Origin of the sequence: Olsenella sp. KH3B4 (assembly GCA_900111695.1) — a bacterium.
GTDB lineage: Bacteria > Actinomycetota > Coriobacteriia > Coriobacteriales > Atopobiaceae > Tractidigestivibacter.
The window spans coordinates 32,271-54,947 of record FOHD01000001.1 but is presented as its reverse complement, the minus strand read 5'-3'; the positions used below and the strand labels follow the sequence as shown (position 1 = coordinate 54,947).

The window sequence follows — 22,677 nt, the reverse complement described above, 5'->3', positions numbered from 1 at the left end:
CCCCTGTGGCGCCAATCGTGCGCCACAGGGGCAACCGTCACAAGGGCCACCGTCTCAATGCCACCAGCTACTCGGCTACGGTAACGGTGCCGTCCTCTGCCACGCTCACGTCCATGCCGTCGCGCACGTAGTCGAGAAACTCGTCTCCAAGTTGGTCGACAACGACAAACGGGTGCTCGGTCCAGTTTTTCGCGAGAATGGCTCCTGCCGCCGCCAGGGGGTCAATCGCCTTCGAGAAGAGCATGCACGCCGGACCCGCACCCATGTCGCATGCGCACATGAGGACCATGCCGCCTGTCGTTGAACCTATGGTCTGCGGCAGGCAGATCGCCGCCCCCTGCAGCGGCTTCTTGTAGAGGTCGGGGTTGTTCTGGTCAGAGCAGGGCGCCTTCACATTCTTCAGGATGAGCGGCTGCTGGTAGCTTGCCAGGGTGTTGAAGCCGCTGTGGCTTACGAGCGCCTTCGCGCTCACCGTGCCGGCGACGACGGGGCGCCCCCTGAAGGTCTTCTCAGCCATTAGTCGATCCTTCCCCTCGCGATGATGCGGAGCAGGTCGTCCTCGTCAAAGTAGCGAGCGCTCGTATACGTGCGAAGTTTGTTGGAGCAGGTCACCACCGGCAGGTCCGTGGCGGGATTGTCCATGTACATGAGCGGGCAGATGTAGGTGAGCTTGGCGCCCGTCGCCAGGAGCTTGCGCTTCTCGGGCGTGCCGTCGAAGGCGGCAAGCACGTCAGGAGCGCTCGAGACAACCGTGGGCACCGCCACGCGCGTGCGCCCCTCGCGGGCAAGCGCCTCCGGAATGCGGTGCGCCCAGTCCTTGAGCTGGTCAAGCGAGCAGTGCGGGCAGCCGATGAACGCCAGGCGGGGGCGGGCGTCGGACTTCTTCCAGATGTTGGGGTAGCTCGCCTTCACGCGCTCGAGCTCGGCGTCATCGATCACGTAGTGCTTGGCGCCATCTGCCACCAGAGATTCTCCGAGCTCTGCGGCCTCGGGCGTGATCCCCGCCACGTGGTAGAGCCCCACGGCACCGTTTGACGCAGTGGCAGCACCCATGTCCTTGAGGTAAGCCTTGCTCGCATTGTCGAGCGTTCCGCCAAGCCACTGGTCGAGGCCACGGATGTAGGGAACCTCGTCCATGACTTTCATGCCAATGGCCGAGCCCAGCACCTGCGCCTGGGGCTTCTCGGTGCACTCCACGTCCACGACCCACGTGGCCTTGCGGCCCTCGTCGGTGAGGAAGCCAAACTCCGGGACCTCGCCCACGATGTTGCCAAAGAGGTCGATGAAGCCGCTGTTCCTGTTGCAGCGCGCACCAAGGACGGAGTTCGCGTATACCACCGCCGAGGATTCGGCCCAGCTGAGAATGTCGCCACGCTTGGGCTCGTTGCCAACCTCGGGCAGGTAGCAGGCGCAGGTGAAGGCGTTGTCGTCCTTGAGACCCACGGCTCGGAGCTGCCGCTCGTAGGAGTCCTGCTTGCTGTAGGTGACCGCACCCACGATCTTCTGGACCAGGCTTGCCGGGACGTCCGCGTTATCGATGGGTCGCGGGTCCACGGTGAAGGGCTCCTTGGTCTTGAGGCCCGCCTTGATTAGCTCGTCCATTAGGCGAAAGTTCGCGTCGAGAATCGAGATGCCAAAGCTCGTCACCAGGTGTCCCGGTGCCGTCACCTTGACCATGCGAGTGGCGCCAAATGCCTCTCCGTACTCAACGAGCGTCCTCATCACCTTGGCAAGCGTCTCTCCGCGCTTGCCGTCGAGGATGTCACGCTCCTCCTGGGTCAGCTCCATGGGCTGGCCTCCCTCCTTCTCGTGTTCCCCCATTGCTAGACGCGCGACGCAGCCTCGTAGGCGCGCCAGATGACCGAACGAAGGTTGCCCACGCCGGCGCAATCGCCAACAAGCTGCACATGGCGGCCTTCTGGCTCCGAGATGGGGTCGGGCGTGTAGCCCACCGCGCTCACCACCGAGTCGCAAGCAATTCGCTCCAGCGTGCCGTCCTTGTGCGAGACCTGCACCCAACCCTCGCCAATGGCGCGCACCGTGGTCTCCAGATAGACCGGCACCTTCTTCCACGCAAAGAATTCGCGCAGATAGCTGGAGTTGGCGAGACACACCCCGTCCTGGGCCACCAGATCATCCTTCATCTCTACGATGATGGGCGACTTGCCCGAGAGGTAGAGCTCGAGCGCCACCTCGCAGCCGGTGAGGCCGCCGCCGATGACCGCCACGCGCTGGCCCACGTCGGCGCCGTCGAGATAGTCGAGGGCGTCCAGCGCGCGCTCGAAGCCCTGCACCGGCAGCCGCTTTGGCGTGGCGCCGGTGGCGACGATGGCGTAATCCTCGTCGAGCTCCTGGACGTCAATGACCTCGCGGTTGTAGTGGATCTCGACGCCCAGCTCCTTCATCTGTCGCTCGTACCAGGCGAGAAGGTCGCGGAGCTTTCCCTTGAAGCTCGCGGAAGCGGCCTCGCGGAAGACGCCACCCAGGTGGTCAGACTGCTCGTAGATCACAGGCCAGTGGCCGCGGAGCGCGAGCACGCGGGCTGCCTCCATGCCGCCAATGCCGCCGCCCACCACGGCGACGCGCCGCGGCGTGGTGGTTGGGCGAATGTGGTGCTTCTCGTACTGCATGGTCTCGGGGTTCACGGCACAGCGCGAGAGGTGCAGCGAGTCCTCGAGCGTCTGGGTGTTGGCGTGACCCTTGTAGTGGCACATGTTGAAGCAGCCGTTATGGCAGCAGATGCAGGGGCGAATGTCCTTCTCGCGCCCCTCGGCCAGCTTCGTGACCCACTCGCCGTCGGCCAGGAACTGGCGAGCAAAGCCCACCGCGTCGAGCTTGCCCTCGGCCACGGCTTGCGCACCCACGTAGGGGTCCATGCGGCCGGCGCAGACCACGGGAACGTCCACGAAGCCCTTGATATGCTCAACGTCCGCGAGGTTGCAGTTCTCGGGCATGTAGATGGGCGGGTGGGCCCAGTACCAGGCATCGTAGGTGCCGTTGTCGCAGTTGAGCATCGCATAGCCCTGGTCGGTGAGGTAGCGTGCAGCCCACTCGGACTCCTCCATGGTGCGACCCACCTCGACGTAGTCCTCGCCGGGCAGCGCCCCCTCGCGGAAGCCCTTGGTGCGGCTGACCACCGAGTAGCGAAGGGACACGGGGAAGTCCTCGCCCGCGGCGTCGTGGATGGCATGGACGATGCGCACCGGGAATCGGTAGCGGTTCTCGCGCGAGCCGCCGTAGATGTCGCTGCGGTGGTTCACGTAGGGGAGCGTGAACTGGTCGAGAAGGTATCCCTCGTGGACGGCGTGCACCTCGACGCCGTCCACGCCGGCGTCGCGCAGCATCTTGGCGCAGGTGGCAAACGCCTCTACCAGGCGGTCTATCTCGCCCGTGGTCATCTCGCGGGAAGGCACCTTGTCTGACCAGCGGTTGGGCGAGGGCGAAGCCGTGGCACAGATCTTGTCAAGGTCCAGAAACGGCCGCGACAGCGCCCGCAGGAGCGGGTTGGTATAGAGCTCCTCCATTGAGTCTGAAACGGTGAAGCTGCGGCCAAAGCCAGCGGTGAGCTGCACGAACATCTTTGCGCCCGTGGAGTGCAGCTGCTCCATGAAGGGCTTGAGCTCCTCGTACATGGTGCGGTTCTTGTCGAGCCACTGCCCCCCGATGGGGTTGTAGACGGGCTGGCAGCCGGGGAGGAGCAACCCCACGTTGTTCTGCGCGCGCTCCATGAGGAAGCGGGCCCCATCGCGGTCGAAGTGATTTCGCTCCATCCACCCAAAGATGTTGGTACCGCCCATGGACGTCATGACGATGCGGTTCTTTATCTCGCATCCCCCGATGCTCCACGGAGTGAACAGTGGTTCAAGCCTTGAATCCATATCCTGCCCTCTCTCTTAGCGTGTGCCCATCATAGTGCTCGTCACGCCTGACCCGTCTGCCAGAAGGCATCGCTTCTGAGAAGTGCCAAGAGCCCCTCCTCCGAGCGGACCTCCCAGGTAGGCGAGACCCCCTTCGCGTTCTGCGGCCGAGCTCGGCTGCGTCTGTTGAGCCACACGCATGGCATGCCAGCAGCATGTGCCCCAACGATGTCTGTGTCCCAGGCGTCGCCCACATAGACGCAGCGCGCGGGCTCCGTGCCAAGGTGACTGCAGGCATACCGGAAGAGCGCAGGGTCCGGCTTTGCCAGCCCTATCGCCTGGGAGACAAATACCGCACCAGGGTCAACCCAGTGCTGGATGCCGAGAATGCTAAGCTTCTCCGCCTGAAGCGCCGCGCGGCCATTCGAGATGACGCCCACGCCCAGGTGGGCACGCTCCCGGCATGCGTCCAGGCAGGATGCCATGGCAGGGGAGAGCGACATGGCCACGCCCGACTCGTCGGCGTAGACGCGCTGGGCCTCCACGGCGGTTCTGTAGTCGATTGCGACGCCAAAGTCCGCAAGCGTCTGCTGTATGCGGAGGGCGTATTCCTCCCTAGTGGGCGTGCGACCTGCCGAGAAGGCCGCAAAGATGGGACCGCTGTGCGTGCGGCTCGCATCGTAGAGCGCGACATCGCTTGCACCGGGGATGTCCCCGCAGACGCGCCGAACCGCATAGGCAAAGGGCCTTGCCTGGTCGTACAGGGTGTCGTCGATGTCGAAGAAGACCACGTCGACGCCTGCGAGGGTCCCTGCCTTCACGCGTGCCGCCGCCTGTCCCATGGATTGCCCCCTAGCTCGAATCCGCTGCCACAAGTCTATCAGCAGCCGGCAAGCGCGAGCCATTCATTAGGATGGGAAAGAGCGCCCCTAAATCCCACCTGTGGCCTAGGTTATCAAAACGTAACGGATGAAAACACGCGTCATCGGCCAGCTATCATGGTGAAACATGAGCCGACTGTTCGACGCCCCGTGGCGGCCTGCAGTCGGGAAACCGCGATGCACCAGAAATTGGAGTGATCTACATGGCGCGCGTGTACAACTTCTCCGCCGGCCCCGCCGTACTTCCGGAGGAGGTGCTCTCTCGCGCGGGATCCGAAATCCTCGACTATCAGGGCTCGGGCATGTCCGTCATGGAAATGAGCCACAGGTCAAAGGTGTTCCAGGGCATCATCGACAAGGCCGAGGCCGACATCCGCACCCTCATGGGGATCCCCAAGAACTACAAGGTGCTCTTCCTGCAGGGCGGTGACTCGCTGCTCTTTGCGACCACCTTCATCAACCTGGCCCCGCATCGCAAGGCAGACTTCGTTATCACCGGCAACTGGGCCAAGAAGGCCTATCAGGAGGCGCAGATCCTTGGCGACCCCAACGTGGTGGCCAGCTCTGCCGACAAGAACTTCACCTACATCCCCGACTGCTCCGACCTGCCCATCCGCGAAGACACCGACTACCTCTACATCTGCCAGAACAACACCATCTACGGCACGCAGTATCACACGCTGCCCAATACCAAGGGCCACACGCTCGTGGCCGATCAGAGCTCGATGTTCCTCTCCGAGCCGGTTGACGTGACCAAGTTTGGCTGCATCCACGCGGGCGTCCAGAAAAACGTTGGCCCCGCCGGCGTGCAGATCGTGATCGTGCGCGAGGACCTCATCCCAGATGACCTGCCTGGTGTTCCCACGATGCTTCGCTTCAAGACCCAGGCCGACAAGGGCTCCCTCTACAACACCCCCAACTGCTGGGGCATCTACATGTGTGGCCTTGTGTTCCAGTGGCTGCTCGAGAATGGCGGCCTTGCAGCCATGCACGAGAGGAACGCCGAGAAGGCCAAGGTCCTCTACGACTACCTCGACGCCTCCGAGCTCTTCCACCCCACGGTGACCGATCCCAACAGCCGCTCCCTCATGAATGTCCCCTTCGTTACCGGCGACAAGGACCTCGACGCCGAGTTTGTTGCCCAGGCGGCAGAGGCCGGTCTCGTTAACCTCAAGGGTCACCGCACCGTCGGCGGCATGCGTGCCTCCATCTACAACGCCATGCCCAAGGCGGGCGTCGAGGCGCTTGTGAACTTCATGGATGGCTTCGAGCGCTCCCACAAGAAGGCCTAGCTCTTCTCGCCAGCGCATCTTTGTCATTAGCCACCACCATCAAGGAGTCATTCCATGTACAAGGTTCACTGCATGAACAACATCGCCAAGGCGGGCACTGACCGACTTGGGGCAAAGTACGAGCTCACCGACACCCTTGAGGATGCCGACGCCATCATGGTGAGGAGCGCAAGCCTCCACGAGACCCAGTTCCCCAAGGGTCTTCTCGCCATCGCGCGCGCCGGTGCCGGTGTGAACAACATCCCGCTCGACCGCTGCGCCGATGAGGGCATCGTCGTCTTCAATACCCCTGGTGCTAACGCCAACGCCGTGAAGGAGCTCGTCTTTGCGGGCCTGCTCCTCGCAAGCCGCGACATTGTGGGCGGCATCGAGTGGGTGCGCGCCAATGCTGACGACCCCGACCTCGCTAAGCACGCGGAGAAGGCCAAGAAGCAGTTTGCGGGCCACGAGCTAGCCGGCAAGCGACTGGGCGTCATTGGCCTTGGCGCCATTGGCGCGGCCGTTGCCAACACCGCCACGCGCTTTGGCATGCAGGCCGTGGGCTATGACCCGTACCTGTCTGTTTCTGCCGCGTGGAACCTCGATCGCCGCATCGAGCACGCGAACGACCTCTCCCGCCTTGTGGCCGACTGTGACTACATCACCATCCATGTGCCTGCCATGGACTCGACCAAGAACATGGTGAACGCTGAGCTCATCTCCCAGATGAAGCCCGGCGCCGTGGTGCTCAACTTCGCCCGCAACACCATCGTGGACGAGCAGGCCATGGCCGCGGCGCTCGCAGAGGGCCACATTGCACGCTACGTGACCGACTTCCCCAACCCCGTCTCCGCCGACATGAAGAATGCCATCGTCCTGCCGCACCTGGGCGCCTCCACAACCGAGGCAGAGGAAAACTGCGCAGTGATGGCCGCAGAGGAGCTACGCGACTTCATCGAGAACGGAAACATCACCCACTCCGTGAACTTTGGTGCCGTTGACCTTGGCCCCATTGCCTCTGGGGAGCGCCTGGCCATCATCCACCAGAACGTTCAGGGCATGATCGGCAAGTTCTCTCAGTACCTGGCAGACTCGGGCATCAACATCGAGAACATGGCGAACAAGAGCCGTGGCGCCATGGCGTACACCCTCATCGACATTGCCGGCGAGGTTCCCACTGACGTCATCGATTACCTTGCTCAGGCCGAGGGCGTCCGTCGCATCCGCGTCATCCGCGCGTAACCCCTCGCGCAGCACGTGCTTTCCACCGCCGCCCCACCCAGACGCATCTGGATGGGGCGGCCGTCATTGCTCCGCCTGCTGTTTGAGACGTTGCTTGTACGCCGTTACTCCATCAGCGACTGGTACTCGGCAGCCACCGCGTCGAACTCCGCGTCGTCCTCGATGGGCACTATGTCGTTGGAGCCGTCGTCGTGCTCGACGTAGCCGTAGAGATAGAGCGACTCCTGGTCTTCCTCGGGCGCAAGCGCGATGTACTCCCTGCCGTCGTACGGGAAGATTCCCAGCACGTCGCACTTCTCAGAGGTTCCGTCATCGTACTCAAGCGTGATGGTCTCGGGGTCGTCGTCGGCCCAGCCGCCTTGGTCCCCGAGGCCATAGTCCTCATCCCCCAGCTCGTCAAAGTCGAGCTCGGCGTCTTCGAAGTACTCCTCGTCTTCCGCCATGGCTTCTCCTTCATCCGGGACCGGGCGTCTTCCGCGCCCTCAGACTGAGTTTATCTGCATAATCATTTCTTGAACGTGAAAGCGGCGCCTTCTCGGTGAGTTGCCCGAATTACGCCGTCTACCATGGAAAAGAAAAGCGTGCCAAGCCGTGGACGGTAGGAGGGAAACCATGAGCGGTATCAATGTATATGCGCATTACGCACACGAGGAAGACTACCCAGACCTCGACTACGACAGCGCCTGCAGGAGGCTTGCGGCGGCTCTCTCGTGCAAGACCGTCGACTGCGGCGAGAAGACCGACGATGCTCCTTTCGAGCGGCTACACGCGCTCGTGCGCGCTTCCTATCCCCACGTCACGGAGGCCTCAAGCTTCGAGGAGGTTGGCAGGAACCTTCTCATCACCTGCCCGGGAACGGACCCGTCACTGCCTTGTGTGCTCCTTCTCGCCCACCAGGACGTGGTTCCCGTCGTGCCAGGCACGGAGAAGGACTGGCAGCACGACGCCTTTGCTGGTGACATCGACGAGACCTTCGTTTGGGGCAGGGGAGCGCTTGACATCAAAGACATGCTCATGGGGGAGCTCGAGGCGCTTGAGTACCTCCTCACCCACGGCAAGCGCCCCCGCCGCACCGTTGTCCTTGCCTTTGGTGCGGACGAGGAGACGGCGAGCGCGGGGGCCACACGGCTCGCCGCACTTCTCAAGGAGCGTGGCGTCCGAGCGGCGTGGCTTCTCGACGAGGGCACGACAACCATGATTGACGGCGCCATGTGGGGAGCTCAAGGCCGCGTCCTCGCGGACGTGTGTATCTCGCAAAAGGGCTACCTCGACGTGCGCCTTGATGCTCATGGCGAAGGCGGGCACTCCTCGAACCCCTTTGGCGGATCTTCCCTCGAGCGCCTCTGCCGGGCAATCACTCGCATCGCCGACTCGCGCCCCGCGCCCAGGCTCACGTCCATCGTGCGCGACACCTTCCGTGCGCTTGCCCCTCATATTGCCGAAGAGCCACTCAGCACGCTCGTCAGGGACGTGGACGGCAACGCCGAGAAGATTGCGGCGCTCGCCGCCACCAGACGCGAGCTCTTCCCCTTTGTGGCAACCACCATGGCAGTCGACATGCTCCAGGGTGGCTCGGCTGCCCCCAACGTCATGCCTGGCGACGTGAGCGCGACCATCAACTTCCGGCTCCTGCCGGGAACCACGGCAGACGACGTGCTCGCGTGGGTGAGGGAGGCGCTGAGAGGAACGGGCGTCACGGCAACGCCAGTCCACTACACCCCTGCCGGCAGGATGGATTCCACTGTTGGTGCAGGCTATGCGGAGGTCGCCGAGGCGCTCGGGCACTACTACCGCGACGTCGACGTGGTGCCCTCCTTTGTCTGTGGCGGCACCGATGCCATTCGCTACGAGGCGGTATGTGGCTCAATTCTGCGTGTCATTCCCTTCAGGCCAACGCCGGAGGAGGAGGCCACTGGCGTCCACGGCGTGAACGAGCGCATTTCTCGTCGCACGTATGCGCAGGGAATTCGCGTGCTCGTGCGTCTTCTCGAACGGACCGTCCTCTAGCCGAGCTCCTCCGCATGAGTCGCCTTTCGTTCTGCTCAGGTTTTGGTCCCCTTGGCAGGAGGGGAGAGAAGGCAAGCTTTTGGGGTAGTATGAGGACTTCAGGGGCTTCCGCATAGTTCGAAGTCACGTTTGATGACACCGGAAGGGCATGGCTGTGGTAAGAAATCTCGAAAGCTTGGGTTCCCAGATCAGGAGCGTCACCGACTCGGACGCCGAGACCGCCCAACGTTCGGGGACTACTACCGCGCCGGAGGGAACGCCCAACAACCCCTCCTTCAAGATTCTCACGGTTGCCAACGTCATTACGGCGTGTCGTCTTGCGCTCACGATTGCCTTCCTCGTGCTCTTCGTGCAGGGCACCAATCGCGTGCTGGCGCTGAGCTTCTACGCCATCGCTGCCGTGACGGACTTCCTTGACGGGCAAGTTGCCCGGCGCACCCAGACGGTGAGCTGGCTTGGCAAGGTCATGGACCCCATCATGGACCGCGTGTTGCTCTTCACGGGAGTGCTTGCCATCGTGCTCACCGGAGAGCTCCCGGTGTGGGTTGCCGTGCTGGTCATAGGACGCGATTGCTATCTGGCCATTGGAGCGCTTGTCCTCCAGAAGTACCGCCGACGCCCTGTAGACGTGGTCTACATTGGCAAGGTCACGACGGCACTTCTCATGTTTGGCTTCTGTGATCTGCTCCTGGGTGCTCCCGTAGTCCCCGGACTTGAGCTGTTCGATGTGTCGTGGCTCCCTGGCCTCAATGCGCAGGCGGCCACGCTGGGCATCTTCTTTGTGTACGCAGGCCTTGTGTGCTCGATAACCACCGCCGTCATCTACACGCGGGAGGGCATCCAGATTCGCCGCGAGGCGCTTGGTGGGCAGCAGCAGGAGGAGGAGAAGGACCAGTGACGTTTCTCCGCCAGTACCCCATTCCAGCAGTTCTTCTCGCTTTTGCACTGCTGCTCTTGGCGCCCCAGGCAGCGCTGGCTGACGAGGAAGCCATCACGGACCCCGTCCTTAGCGAGGCGCAGTGCGCCATCGTTGAGGACTCTGCGGGCAATGTGCTCTACGAGAAGAACTCGGACACGCAGATGCCCATGGCCTCCATCACCAAGGTCATGACGGCAATGGTGGCGCTTGACTCGGGAATCGACCTGGATACTCCCTGCCAGATCCACGCAACGGACCTGGGAGCGGACTCACAGACCGCCGGCTTTGTGGAGGGAGACACCCCCACGCTGCGAGAGCTTCTCCGCGTGATGCTTGTCTACTCCGCAAACGACGCGGCAGAGAACGTGGCCCTCAACGTGGCCGGCTCCGAGGACGCCTTTGTCGAGCTCATGAACGAGAAGGCCCAGGAGCTGGGAATGACCAACACCCACTTCGAGAACCCCCACGGGCTCGATGCCGAGGGGCACTACTCCACGGTCTCCGACCTTGCCCTTATGGGCAGAGTCGCCCTCTCCGAGTACCCATTCATTGCGGCAACGGTGCACACGAGGTCTGTCATGGTAAGCGTTGCCGGTGCGAAAAAGACCTTCTACTCGACGGACGAGCTCCTTGGCTCCTACAAGGGAATTCGAGGGATCAAGACGGGCTATGTGGCGGGAAGCGCCGCCTTCCTGGGCGCCTGTCAGCGCAATGGCGTGGAGCTCTTCACCTGCGTCCTTGGCGCGCAGACCAGTTCCGGCCGCTTCACGGACACGGTGTCGCTTCTCAAATGGGCATACGCGAACTTCAAGCGGACGCGTGTGGCGAGGAGCTCGTGGGTCGTAGGCGTACGGCCCTTTGCCGACAACTTCGCCCTGTCATGTGTGGTGACGCCAACGGACAACGAGACCGCTGTCACGTGGCCGGAGGGCGGGAGTCTCTCCTTTAGCTCAACCGTGCTCCAGCGTAACCTCTTGGTCGACAATGGGCAGCCTGTGGGGTCTACCGCTTGGACTCAGGATGGTAGAACGGCAGGAAGCGTCCATTATGTCGCGCGACTAACTTTGAAGAGTATGCCAAGGGTGAACGTGTTCACACTGCCCCTGTATGGGTATGCCGTATAGAGAAGTGCATGTGACGCCCTGCTAAGAGGCGCCAGAAAGGGGTTCTTGTGGCAGACAAGCGCGAGCGGCAGGGGAGTTGCGCACCGTCGGGGACGGTACGAGGTGAGCTCTACCAAGAGCACCTTGCTTTGGGCGGGAGCCTTGGACGCGCAGAGGACACCGGTCTTGCCTTCCCTGCATCGTATCCTGGCGAGCACAAGCTTGAGGTCACGCTCCAGGGAGCAGCAATCTCAGACCTCACTGGCGCCACGTATCGGCTTGTATCCGGAGCCCACCCACAGGAGCTGTGCGAGGCAGCGTTCTGTGCGCGCAAGCTTGGGGTTGGACAGTGCGCATTCGAGCCGGCCCTCACGGGAGACGGCGCCATCACCTCGGTAGCCCTGCTTGCCCGCACGGGCACGCACGAGTACGTGCTGCTCGACCCTACGCACAGGGGGCCAGTCGTGGCTGGTTGGCTCACGTTCCTCTCGCAGGTGAAAAGCAGCGACGGTGCTCCCTATGAAGGCACCACCGTCGAGGAGGCAAGTGGCATGCTTGTCCCGTTGCTCATCATGGGTGCACGGGCAAACGAGCTTCTCGCAGACTACCTGCCACAGGCCGCCCGCGCCCTTCCCGCTCGTGGTGCCGTCGAGAGCGTGACCCTCGATGGGCACATCCCTGCGCTCTTGATGGGCATTCCGCTCGACATCGCCGCCGGGACACCCTCCTATATTCTTCTCGTTCCAAAGGTCGCCGCCCGTATCATGTGGCGCAGCCTTCTCTCGTTCACGTGGGTCGAGCCCGTTGGGCGCAATGCCGTGCTCGATGCTTGGTCGCAGCTCCCCTGGATGCAGCGGCTCGACTCAACCGACGTTGTCGAGATTTCAGAGCAGGATCTGCGCGCGTGGGGGCTCCTGCGCCGCGGGAATGACTATGTTGGCGCGCGCGGAATACACGGGGAGTAGGGAGAGCACATGAAGTATGCAATCAACGCCGCGCTGGCGCCGGACGCCTATGGCTCCTGCTCACAGGGCACGACGGCCGGGAGGTTCGTCTACACCTCCGGCCAGCTGCCCGTTGCCCCGGATGGCAAGACCATAGTCGGGGCGTCGGTGGCAACGCAGACCTCACGGGTCATTGACATTGTCGAGGCCATCCTTGCCGAAGTGGGCTGCTCGCTTTCCGACGTGGCCCAGGCTACCGTCTACCTTGCCCACATCGAAGACTTTGACGCGATGGACCAGGTCTTTGCGGAGCGCTTTCCGCAGCCTGCGCCCTCGCGCTCAGTGGTCGCGGTGTCCGCCCTCCCTCTTGGCGCACTTGTCGAGATGGACTGCGTGGCCTGCAGGTAAGCGGTATCATGAGAGAGTAAGGTTCACTTGAGGGGAGATTCGATGCAGCCCACCAACAACCACGCCACCGACATGGGGGCAACCGAGATATTCCGCATGCCGTCTGCAGACGCCACCGTCCCTGACCTCATGGCCGAGAAGAAGCCGGCGCACCCCACGCTGACCATTGTCAAGGGTCCCCAGATTGGCGAGACGTTTGAGCTCGATACGCCCATCATCACGCTCGGTCGCGACCCGCGCAACAGCGTTTTCCTGAACGACATGACCGTCTCGCGTCACCACGCGAAGATGGACCTGTCTGCCTGCCCTCAGGGCAGGGCTACGGTCGAGGACCTCGGCTCCCTCAATGGCACCTGGGTTGACGGCGCCATTGTGAGCAAGGCCTCGCTCAAGGACGGTTCAACCATCCAGATTGGCACCTTCCGCATGGTGTTCCACACCAACGCTCGTCCGCGCAGGATCGACGCCGAGGGCTAGACCATGCCTGACGCCGGATACCTCACCATCGGCAAGGTCGTGAAGCGGCTCCAGGCCCTCTATCCCGACCTCACCATATCGAAGGTCCGCTACCTCGAGGACGAGGGGCTCCTCAACCCGTCTCGCACGCCCGGCGGGTACCGTCTGTACTCGCAGCGAGACATCAAGCGGCTGGAGACCATTCTCTACCTGCAAAAGAATAGGTTCTTGCCACTTTCGGTCATCAAGGACGAGCTCGACCGGCAGGATGCGGGAGAGCCGCCTGTGGCCGCTGCCGAGTCTGCAGTCGAGGTATCGCTTGTGGGGCCAGTAGACGAGGAAGTGGCCGAGAAGTTCCATCCCATCGACCGCATGCCCGAGGTTGCAGGCGTATCGGTGAGCTTCGTGCGTCAGCTCTCCGAGGCAGGCGTCATCGCGCTCAAGCGCTCTCCTCACGGCCGCGACTTGGTCGACGGCCATGACATTGGGCTCATCCGCACCTGCGATGAACTTCGCCATTACGGTATTGGCCCAAAGAACCTGCGCCAGTACGTGAACTCTGCCAACCGTGAGTCAGCAATGTTTGAGCAGGCTTTGGTCGTGTACGCAAAGAAGGGCGGCGGCGTCGAGGCAGAAGTCACCGACGAGTCGCGTGAACGCTTCGAGCAGGCCTTCTCGCGCATGCTCGCGCTCACCGACGTTGTACGAACCGAGCTCATACGCAGGCTGGTGCATCAATCATTCAAGGACATGGAGGGCTAGCCCCCGGGCGCCCCCTGGCCCATAGCCAACAGAACCCACGAGAAAGGAACCGCACGTGTCTGATTTCGACTACGAGAGCCGCATCGTGAGCATCCCCGACTACCCGGAGAAGGGGGTCATCTTCAAGGACATCACCCCGCTGTTCGCCGATCCTGATGGCCTCGTGCACCTCGTCGATGACATCGCCGACCACTTTCTTGGCCGCGGTATCACCAAGGTCGTTGGCGCAGAGGCCCGTGGCTTTCTCGTAGGCGCCCCCGTGGCATACAAGCTCGGCGCGGGCTTTGTTCCGGCGCGCAAGCCCGGCAAGCTTCCCCGCGAGGTCTACTCGCAGACCTACTCACTCGAGTACGGCACCGACGAGCTGCAGATCCACAAGGACGCCCTCAGCTCCGACGATGTGGTTCTCATCGTCGATGACCTCGTTGCTACCGGTGGCACGGCGGCTGCCACGGCAAAGCTCGTGGAGCAGTCCGGCGCCCGCATCGAGGGCTTCTCCTTCATCCTTGAGCTCACGTTCCTGAACCCCCGCGACGTGATTGCCAAGGAGTACCCCGATCGCGAGGTCTACACCCTCATTCCCGTCAAGTAGGGGAGTCGCACGCATTTGCACCGTTCTTGGCCGCTTCCGTCTGGGGGCGGCCAAGTTGCATAGAGCCTTCTGCCCATCGTATGGAAAGCAGTGCCGTTTGCCTACGCCTGACGTAGAATGTTCTGCAAGCGTCGAAAGGACTACGCAATGACCCATGCAAGATGCATCATCACAGCCGGATTGGTTCTTGCCCTCGCAACGCCCTGCGCGCTCACCGTTGCGCCCACCGTTGCCATGGCGAGCCCCGAGGATGATCTCTCTGCTGCATCGGCGAAACTTGAGTCGCTCGGCTCCACGCTTTCCTCCCTGCAGGATCAGCTCTCCTCAGCTACCTCAGAGCTCGAGCAGACCACCTATAACATCGCAGACACCGAGCAGCAGATCTCTGACACGCAGACCCAGCTGGACGAGAAGCGCTCGGAGCTGGGCGCCCGCATGAAGAGCTCGTACAAGTCTGGCTCCTCAAGCGCGCTCGACCTCATCCTCTCATCTGCCTCCTTCGAGGAGCTTTCCTCCAACATCTACTACCTCGACAAGGTCTCCGAGGCCGATGCCCAGGCCATCTCTGAGGTTCAGACGCTCTCGAACCAGCTCGAGCAGCAGAAGAGTGACCTCGAACAGCAGCAGGCAGACCAGCAGTCTCAGGTAGACAGCCTCCAGTCTCAGACAACCGACTACCAGAACCAGGTCGCCGAGGCCCAGGAGTACTACGACTCCCTTAACGAGGAGATTCAGGCGCAGCTCGCCGCTGAGGCGGCCGCTGCGGCAGAGTCCCAGGAGGAGAGCTCTGTCACCACGGTTGTCCAGGCCATCCAGACCCAGGAGACCATCAACTCCAACGGTGGCGGTACCACCACGCAGGCTGAGTCCGCCACGAGCAACACCACTACTAACACCACATCTAACACTGCTACCTCATCAAATGGTGGCTCGAGCAGCAACACGAGCACAAGCAATAGCACGAACAGCAGCTCGAGCTCCAACAGCAGCTCGCACACAAACAGTGGGTCTAGCAGCTCCAACGTTCCCTCTGGTGGTGGCGTCTCCGCAGCGCTCTCCCTTGTGGGTCACCCCTACGTGTACGAGGCGACCGGGCCCAACGCGTTCGACTGCTCGGGCCTCGTCTGCTATGTCTATGGCTACGCGCGCGGTCGCACCACGTACTCCATGATTAGCTCCATCAAGGCAAGCGGTGGCTGGAAGACGAGTCAGGACCAACTTTCCTACGGTGACCTTGTCTTCGAGTACGGCGGTAGCCACGTGGGAATCTACCTTGGCAACGGGCAGATTGTCCACGCCGCCAATCCCTCCTCGGGTGTCATTGTTGGACCTATCTACGGCTTCTATGGAGGCGGCTCGTACTAGGACCTGCACCATCATTGGGCATCGTCTGCGCACCCTCGCCATGCGGGGGTGCGTTTTCTTGTCCCCGGTCCCCGTATCAAGCCACGCGTGCTTTGGAGTAAGCTGGATAGGCTTTGTGGGAGCAATGGTGCGTTGAGAGTGGTGGTTTGTGCATGACTGAGCGAGCGGCACGCAAGCTCACCGTAGGGCGTCGTCTCTCGCGGCGGTTCCAGGTCAATCTTGTGGGGGAGGGCGCCCTTGCGGGCCTTCTTGGCGGTGGAGTGGTAACGCTCTACCGCCTGGCGCTTTCGCTCGCCGAGAAGGGCCTGCGCTCGATCACAGGCGAATTCGCAGGTCACGCCATCCTCATGGCCGCGTGGTTTGCCATTCTTGCCGTTATCCTTGTGGTGGTCTCCAAGCTTCTGCTCTGGGAGCCCTATACCCAGGGGAGTGGCATCCCCCAAATTGACGCTGAGGTCATCGGGCGCATCGATATGCCCTGGCACCGAGTAATCGCAGCAAAGTTCGCCGAGGGGACGCTCTGTGCGTTTGCCGGCCTCTCGCTTGGTCGAGAGGGACCGTCCGTCCAGCTTGGAGGCATGTCCGGTAAGGCGGTGGCGAGGGCGCTCAAGCGCGGCAGGGGAGAGGAACGCCTCCTCGTCACCTGTGGGGCGGCGGCCGGCATGTCTGCGGCCTTTCACGCGCCGCTCACGGGGGTCCTCTTTGCCGTTGAGGAGATACACAAGCAGTTCAGCGCGCCTCTCATCATCTCGGTCATGACGGCTTCTGTCGTCTCAGACTTTCTGGTCTCGCAGGTGTTGGGTGTGCGTCCGGTGCTCAGCCTTTCCTTTGCTGCAGATCTTCCGCACATCGACTATGCACTCGTCGTGGTTCTCGGCCTTGCCTGCGGTGTGCTTGGAGCCTTGCATAACCGCGGAATGTTCTTCGCCCAGCGATGCTACGACAAAATCCAGCGACACCTTCCGTACGCTCGCCTCGCCATCCCGTTTGCAATCGCTGGTGTTGTGGCGTTTACGTTTCCCCAGTTCATGTGTGGTGGTGACGCCATCGTAGAGACCATCCAGCAGACGGGTGGCCTTACCTGGTGGACCATCATGGGGCTTCTTCTGGGCAAGTACCTCTTTACGACCGTCAGCTTTGCCTCTGGGGCGCCCGGCGGTACGCTCTTTCCCTTGGTCGCCATGGGCTCACTGGTGGGCGGACTCTTTGGCGTCATCGCCATCAACGCGCTTGGGCTTCCACAGGCCTACGTGGTGAACTTTGTGGCTCTGGGTGTGGCAGGATGCTTCTCGGGCGTTGTGCGGGCACCTGTGACCGCTGTGGTGCTTGTATTCGAGCTCACCGGGTCGCTCGACTCGCTGCTGTCCGTGTCCATCGTGGCTATCCTGGCATACGTCACGGCAAACGTGCTACGAGTCGATCCGTTCTACGAGCATCTGCTTGCAAAGCTTCTGGGAGTGACCCCGGATGACCCCATGGCCAACGGAGATGCCGGCGAGAAGATTGTTCACACATATACGGTAGGTACGGGTGCCCGAATCGAGGGAATGCTCATCCGTGACATTCCGTGGCCGGATAGCGTGCGCGTGGTAACGGTCGAGCGCGCAGGACAAGAGATTGTGCCTACGGGCAGCACGCGCATCATTGCGCTCGACAACCTGCTCATCATCATGGATACCGACACGGAGAGTGACGCGAGTCTCAAGCTCCAGCAGATGACACGGGCGGGCATAGACACGCAATGGACGCCACCGAGTATGAGATAGTGCCTTCTGGTTCAACGCGGCTTTATGTTATTCAAAAGGCGAGCATTCGGTCACGCTCGTGGGCTGAGCGCACCATGCCTTGTATGAGCCATCGTCATTTATTTGGTTTGAGAACCAAACGTCGATACTGTCTCCGTTATGGTATGTGGCGAGGTTTTGAGACATGGTCCATGCAGAGAAATCGAACGAGCACGAGTCGCCAGCAGTAACTCCAAGGTCTTCTGTATGAGGCGAGGCTGCGCTGACGGTGATACTGACAATGTTATTCTCAGCGTCGATGGAGTCAATTGTCCCTTCACAGGAGTAGACGGGCGAGGAGGACGAATCTCGGGCATCCGCTAGTTCTGGATTTCGAGCAGCGGGAGATTCCGAGGTATTGAAATCGATGCAATAGCCAGGTCGGGCGCCCTCTTCGCCGATTTCACCGTGGATGTAGCCAACGGTGACTTCCTCACCAACGTCACTTTGAAAGAGATCTTCATCATTTCGCATTACAAATCGAATGGGGTCTTCGGGGAACGTACAGTCGTTATCCGAGCCGCTAACTTGGATAGACAAAGCGTGCGATTCAGGCTCAACGGATATCACCGTTCCCGAGACGTAATCCAGGTGTGCGCCAGAAACGTTTGTAGGTAGCTGGGTGTGCAACAATATCCAGGCGAAGAGAGCACAAAAAACGATAAGCAGTACGATCGACCAATTGCGCAGCCTTTGAGAGACCATGGCATTGCCTCCGCAAGCCCAGGATGTCCTTACGAAATTATCTCATATCGTGCAACAAACAGAGAGGCTCACTCCAAGCAGCGAGGGCAAGTGGCCAACCCTGACGTTGCGACGAATGCAACGGGTTTGAAGGGTGGGAGGGTGCCAGGCGAGCGTCAGCTTCTTCCATCGCCTTATACTCTCTCGGAAAATACTACTTACTACTCTACTTTACATAAGATATATTATCGCTCTTAAAGATGAGCATAGCGAGCAAAGCAAGGGGCGCGTCTCTAGTGGGCCATAAGCCACCCAAGACGCGCCACACCACAAGTGAGACTCTATAACTCGAAGGGCTCGCTAGCCCTCGACGGGCCTTCCAAGAAACGCAGCTGCGCTATTTGCCGCTATGGCACCATCAGCCGCTGCCGTCACAATTTGGCGCAGCGGCGTCTTGCGAACATCGCCGGCGGCAAACAGCCCCGCCGTTCTTGTTGCCATGCGCTCGTCGGTCATGATGTAGCCCGACGGGTCAACATCGACAAGGTCCTTGACGAGCTGACTTGCGGGCACACGGCCCACGAAGACAAAGACGCCGAAGGAACCTTCGTCATAGGTTTCGACCGTGGTCTCGCCCGTCTCGTTGTTTCTGAAGGTTATTGAGCTCGGAAGCTCTCCGCCATCTAGCGAGAAAATACTCGTAAGGTACCTAATTGTTATCTTCTCGTTCGCTTCGAGTTCGCGAGCGACGGCAGCTTGTGCACGAAGGTGATCCTTACGCACAATGAGGATAACCTCGTTAGCAAAACGTGTGAGGAAAAGCGCCTCCTCAGCGGCGGAGTTCCCACCACCCACAACAAAGACACGCTTGCCGCGGTAGAACATGCCGTCACAGGTAGCGCAATATGAGACGCCATGTGATGCGAACTTCTCCTCGCCCTGGAAGCCAGCTCGACGGGGCGTAGCTCCGCCAGCGAGAATGACGGACTTTGTTACAAGGTCCCCGTCTGGCGTACTGAGGCTGAAAAGCCCGCTCGCGCCGTCGTGAGCGATGCCTGTCACCTGCCCCATGCGGACGTCCGCTCCGAGGTCGGTCGCTTGGGAGCGCATGGCCTCCGAGAGCGTGTAGCCATCCGTGTGCGGGAGACCTGGGTAGTTGTCGATCTCGCTCGTTAGGATGGTCTGACCCCCAAAGGCCTCTTGCTCGAGGGTCACAGCATCAAGAAGTGAGCGCTGGGCATAGATGGCCGCCGTGAGGCCAGCTGGTCCGCCGCCGACGATGACAAGGTCTTTTACCTGCTGGTTAGTGCTTTCCATGGCAATCCAATCCGGTAGGGGACTTGCAGAGCGCGTGACTCTCCCCTGTCCATTCTTCTCGTGCTTGCTCTCCCCTGCTATACCCAACTGAGCTGGTAACATATACCACTTCTGGACTTGCATATAACAATCCCCACGGGAAGCTCGCGAAAGGCACCCGTGGGGAAACTGTACATAGAGGTAAAGCAGCCAGCAAATCGAAACGTCCGCACTACTCCTCAGGCATGGTCGAAGCTTCCGAATCCTCAGAACCATCTGCCGCCTTCTCTGCAGGTGGCATGGGGAGCACGAGGTTCATGATGATGCCGACGAGCGTCGAAGTTGCCATACCGGGCAGCGCATATTGGCCTATGGGGATCGAGATGCCCGAGGTCTCCATGCCAACGCCAAGGATGATGACAACAGACGCAATCATGAGGTTGCGGTTGATGCCAAAGTCAACCTTGTTGGTTACGAACATCCGCAGACCATTTGAGGCGATGAGGCCAAAGAGCAGGAGGCTCACGCCACCCATCACGGGAGACGGAATTGAGCGGATGAGCGCAGCGAGTTTAGGGCAGAAGCCGCCGACGAGAAGAGCGAACCCAGCGGCATACCAGAAAACCTGGGTCGAGTAGACGCGTGTAACGCTCATGACGCCAATGTTCTCGGCATAGGTGGTGGTTGGAGGGCCACCCAGGAAACCCGAGATCACCGTTGAGATGCCGTCGCCGGCAAGTGACCGCGGAAGCATGGGGCGGTAGTCCTTGCCAACAATCTCGCCGACGGCAAGCAGGTGACCGATGTGCTCAATTACCACGACGAGGGCCACCGGGCCAATAAGGGCGATGGCGCCCCAATCCCAGACGGGATGCTGGAACGTGGGGAGGCCAATCCAAGCAGCATCGATGACCGGCTGAAAATCTACGAGTCCACAGGCAAGCGAAACAAGATAGCCAAGAATAATGGCGAGAAGCACGGGGACGGTACCAATGAGACCACCCATGCTCGAGAAGATGACGGCAGCGAAAAGCGTGACGGCTGCAATGATGGCGCCAAGCCCATAGAACACGGTGGTTCCATCGGCTGCCGTGGTCTGGAAGGCCATCTTTGCAGCCGTTGCCGAAAGTCCCACGCCGATGACGACCATGACGGAGGCGACAAGGACCGGCGGAAGAAGCCTGTCAAGCCATCCGGTGCCCACAAGCTTGATGATTCCTGCCACCGCGAGAAACACGAGGCCAGCCACGACAACGCCGGAGAGCGCCGCATTGAGGCCTCTCGTGGCGCCGATAATAACGATTGGGCTGATGAAGGCAAAGGAGCTACCCAGGTAGCTGGGGATCTTGTTCCTTGTGACGAGCAGGTAGCAGATGGTGCCGATGCCCGAGCACATGATGGCCACGTTTGGGTCGAGGCCCGTGAGAACCGGTACGAGAACCGTAGAGCCAAACATGCTCATCATGTGCTGGATGCCCAGCGGGATGGCGCGCGAGACCGAGACCCTGTCATCGACGCCGATTATCTCTCGTTCGTGTCTGTGCATGCGATAGACCACACTCCTTCTGTCCAAAGCCGGAAAGATCATAGAGCCGCTTGGTTGTCTCTCTCCAGCATGTTGTCAAACATCATCTGATTTTGAGGGGGCCCGGAAGAGAATCCCTCCGGGTCCCCGTTGAATCACTGTTTCTGGAACGCTCCGCGACAGCCTATGAAAGCAGGAAATATACGAGGAAGGCTGCGGTTGAGACCCACATGAGTGGCTTGACCTTGCTAGCACGGCCGGTAACCAGGGCAACGATGACGTAGGCAATGAAACCCATACCGATGCCGTTGGAGATCGAGTATGTAAGAGGAATACCAGCGATGACCATAAAGGCGGGGAAGCCCTCAAGAAGGTCAGTCCAATCGATGTCGACGACATCAGTCATCATGAGGAATCCAACGATGACAAGGGCACCGCAGGTTGCCGCACTGCTCACGATAGAGATGACTGGCGCGAAGAAGGCCGCGATGATGAAGAGAATACCGGTGAAAACCGAGGTGAGACCCGTACGACCACCGTCGGCAGCACCAGAGGCAGACTCAACGAAGGTCGTGATTGAAGACGCGCCAACAAGGCCACCAACTGCCGCAGCAGCAGAGTCGGCAATCAGGATCTCGCGGATGTTCTCAACGGTACCGTCGTCGTTGAGGAACTCGCCCTGCTTAGCAACGGCCATAGCGGTTCCCATGGTGTCGAAGAAGTCGGACATCATGAGGGAGAACGCAAAGACGAGAAGGATGGGGGTAGTAAGGACCTTGACAACGGCGACAGTGCCAGTGGAGTCCGTCATGAAGGGGGCACCAAATGAGGAGAAATCAAGGGCGGAGACGATGCCCGCGGGCATCTGCGTGACGCCAAGGGGAATGCCGCAAAGCACGGCGATGATGATACCGATGAGGATGGAGCCCTTGACGTTCATCGAATAGAGGATGACTGTGGCAACAATGGAAATGAGACCAACGAGGAACGTGGGGCTCGTCACGTCACCAAAAGATACCATGGTGGACTCATTGGCAACGATGATGCCGCCGTCTGCCAGGCCAATCATGGCGATGAAGAGTCCAAGGCCAACGGAGATGGCGTGGCGCAGCGAGACGGGGATGGCATCCATGATTGCCTCACGAAGCCCGCAGAGAACCAGGATGAGGATCGCGCAGCCCTCGACAAAGATGACCGCCATCGACACCTGCCAGTCGGCGCCGTTCATGGCCGCAAGCGTAAAGGCAACGACGGCGTTAATACCCATGCCAGAAGCGCAGGCAAGTGGCCTGTTGGAAAAGAGGCCCATGAATATGGTCATAATACCGGCACCGACACAGGTCGAGGTGACCGCAGCGTTCATGGGCACGCCCGCAGCAACGAGCAAGGAGGGGTTAACGGCAATAATGTAGGCCATGGCGAGGAAGGTGGTGAGGCCAGCACGAAGTTCCTGCCCCGTGGATGATCCTCTCTCCCCCATCTTAAAGAATTGTTCCATCATTCCCATCCTTTCTTCTCGAGAGATAAGGGACTAGACAACCCGCCGCAACTCAGGTGCGCATGCGGCAGGAGAACAAGGGG

Annotated in this window: 21 protein-coding genes; 12 read left to right on the top strand and 9 right to left on the bottom strand. The window is 61.1% G+C overall.

Annotation, left to right across the window (positions count from 1 at the left end):
- Positions 1–67: 67 nt before the first annotated feature.
- From BMX94_RS00245 to BMX94_RS00230, 4 genes are read right to left on the bottom strand one after another with little or no spacing between them, the layout of a single operon-like run.
- A complete protein-coding gene (locus tag BMX94_RS00245) occupies positions 68–517 on the bottom strand; it encodes an aconitase X swivel domain-containing protein (protein WP_091002297.1) in 450 nt (149 codons plus the stop codon).
- Positions 517–1,788, bottom strand: a complete 1,272-nt coding sequence (locus BMX94_RS00240) for an aconitase X (RefSeq protein ID WP_091002296.1) — start codon at positions 1,786–1,788, stop codon at positions 517–519. The genes BMX94_RS00245 and BMX94_RS00240 overlap by 1 nt, the downstream gene beginning before the upstream one ends.
- A gap of 35 nt (positions 1,789–1,823) precedes the next feature.
- Positions 1,824–3,878, bottom strand: coding sequence for an oxidoreductase (locus BMX94_RS00235; protein ID WP_091002295.1), 2,055 nt, complete (start codon positions 3,876–3,878; stop codon positions 1,824–1,826).
- A 41-nt stretch (positions 3,879–3,919) separates the two neighbouring features.
- Positions 3,920–4,699, bottom strand: a complete 780-nt coding sequence (locus BMX94_RS00230) for an HAD family hydrolase (protein WP_177171268.1) — start codon at positions 4,697–4,699, stop codon at positions 3,920–3,922.
- Positions 4,700–4,941: 242 nt separating this feature from the next.
- Between BMX94_RS00230 and serC the strand changes: the two genes are divergently transcribed.
- Complete coding sequence (gene serC, locus BMX94_RS00225; protein WP_091002293.1) at positions 4,942–6,030, top strand: 3-phosphoserine/phosphohydroxythreonine transaminase; 1,089 nt, start codon at positions 4,942–4,944, stop codon at positions 6,028–6,030.
- Positions 6,031–6,084: 54 nt separating this feature from the next.
- Positions 6,085–7,251, top strand: a complete 1,167-nt coding sequence (locus BMX94_RS00220) for a phosphoglycerate dehydrogenase (RefSeq protein ID WP_091002292.1) — start codon at positions 6,085–6,087, stop codon at positions 7,249–7,251.
- Positions 7,252–7,355: 104 nt separating this feature from the next.
- On the opposite strand, the gene BMX94_RS00215 is transcribed toward BMX94_RS00220, so the two are convergent.
- Positions 7,356–7,694 carry a DUF1292 domain-containing protein gene (locus BMX94_RS00215; RefSeq protein ID WP_091002291.1) on the bottom strand — a complete coding sequence of 113 codons (339 nt, stop codon included), beginning with the start codon at positions 7,692–7,694 and terminating at the stop codon, positions 7,356–7,358.
- A gap of 169 nt (positions 7,695–7,863) precedes the next feature.
- Here BMX94_RS00215 and BMX94_RS00210 point away from each other — a divergent pair, with 169 nt between their 5' ends.
- From BMX94_RS00210 to BMX94_RS00165, 10 genes are all read left to right on the top strand, one after another.
- Complete coding sequence (locus BMX94_RS00210) at positions 7,864–9,258, top strand: M20/M25/M40 family metallo-hydrolase (RefSeq protein WP_091002290.1); 1,395 nt, start codon at positions 7,864–7,866, stop codon at positions 9,256–9,258.
- Positions 9,259–9,412: 154 nt separating this feature from the next.
- On the top strand, positions 9,413–10,156 hold the full coding sequence (locus tag BMX94_RS00205; protein WP_286159965.1) for a CDP-alcohol phosphatidyltransferase family protein: 744 nt from the start codon (positions 9,413–9,415) through the stop codon (positions 10,154–10,156).
- Positions 10,153–11,301, top strand: coding sequence for a D-alanyl-D-alanine carboxypeptidase family protein (locus BMX94_RS00200; RefSeq protein WP_177171267.1), 1,149 nt, complete (start codon positions 10,153–10,155; stop codon positions 11,299–11,301). Before BMX94_RS00205 ends, BMX94_RS00200 begins: the two co-directional genes overlap by 4 nt.
- A 47-nt stretch (positions 11,302–11,348) precedes the next feature.
- A complete protein-coding gene (locus BMX94_RS00195) occupies positions 11,349–12,245 on the top strand; it encodes a hypothetical protein (protein ID WP_143052229.1) in 897 nt (298 codons plus the stop codon).
- 9 nt (positions 12,246–12,254) lie between these two features.
- Complete coding sequence (locus tag BMX94_RS00190) at positions 12,255–12,632, top strand: RidA family protein (RefSeq protein ID WP_091002286.1); 378 nt, start codon at positions 12,255–12,257, stop codon at positions 12,630–12,632.
- Between the two features lie 42 nt (positions 12,633–12,674).
- On the top strand, positions 12,675–13,109 hold the full coding sequence (locus tag BMX94_RS00185) for an FHA domain-containing protein (protein WP_091002285.1): 435 nt from the start codon (positions 12,675–12,677) through the stop codon (positions 13,107–13,109).
- Positions 13,110–13,112: 3 nt separating this feature from the next.
- Complete coding sequence (gene ftsR / locus BMX94_RS00180; RefSeq protein ID WP_091002284.1) at positions 13,113–13,850, top strand: transcriptional regulator FtsR; 738 nt, start codon at positions 13,113–13,115, stop codon at positions 13,848–13,850.
- A 55-nt stretch (positions 13,851–13,905) separates the two neighbouring features.
- Positions 13,906–14,442, top strand: a complete 537-nt coding sequence (locus BMX94_RS00175) for an adenine phosphoribosyltransferase (RefSeq protein WP_091002283.1) — start codon at positions 13,906–13,908, stop codon at positions 14,440–14,442.
- Positions 14,443–14,589: 147 nt separating this feature from the next.
- Positions 14,590–15,807: a C40 family peptidase gene (locus BMX94_RS00170; protein ID WP_177171266.1), complete on the top strand. Its 1,218-nt coding sequence runs from the start codon at positions 14,590–14,592 to the stop codon at positions 15,805–15,807.
- A 152-nt stretch (positions 15,808–15,959) separates the two neighbouring features.
- Positions 15,960–17,573, top strand: a complete 1,614-nt coding sequence (locus BMX94_RS00165) for a ClC family H(+)/Cl(-) exchange transporter (protein WP_091002281.1) — start codon at positions 15,960–15,962, stop codon at positions 17,571–17,573.
- 27 nt (positions 17,574–17,600) lie between these two features.
- On the opposite strand, the gene BMX94_RS00160 is transcribed toward BMX94_RS00165, so the two are convergent.
- From BMX94_RS00160 to BMX94_RS00145, 4 genes are all read right to left on the bottom strand, one after another.
- The gene (locus BMX94_RS00160; protein WP_091002280.1) at positions 17,601–18,296 is read right to left on the bottom strand and encodes a hypothetical protein; all 696 of its coding nucleotides are present in this window, start codon (positions 18,294–18,296) and stop codon (positions 17,601–17,603) included.
- 339 nt (positions 18,297–18,635) lie between these two features.
- Positions 18,636–19,592, bottom strand: a complete 957-nt coding sequence (locus BMX94_RS00155; protein WP_091002279.1) for an NAD(P)/FAD-dependent oxidoreductase — start codon at positions 19,590–19,592, stop codon at positions 18,636–18,638.
- Positions 19,593–19,803: 211 nt separating this feature from the next.
- Positions 19,804–21,117, bottom strand: a complete 1,314-nt coding sequence (locus BMX94_RS00150) for a solute carrier family 23 protein (RefSeq protein ID WP_091002839.1) — start codon at positions 21,115–21,117, stop codon at positions 19,804–19,806.
- Between the two features lie 163 nt (positions 21,118–21,280).
- Positions 21,281–22,594, bottom strand: a complete 1,314-nt coding sequence (locus tag BMX94_RS00145) for an NCS2 family permease (RefSeq protein WP_091002837.1) — start codon at positions 22,592–22,594, stop codon at positions 21,281–21,283.
- Between the last annotated feature and the right edge of the window lie 83 nt (positions 22,595–22,677).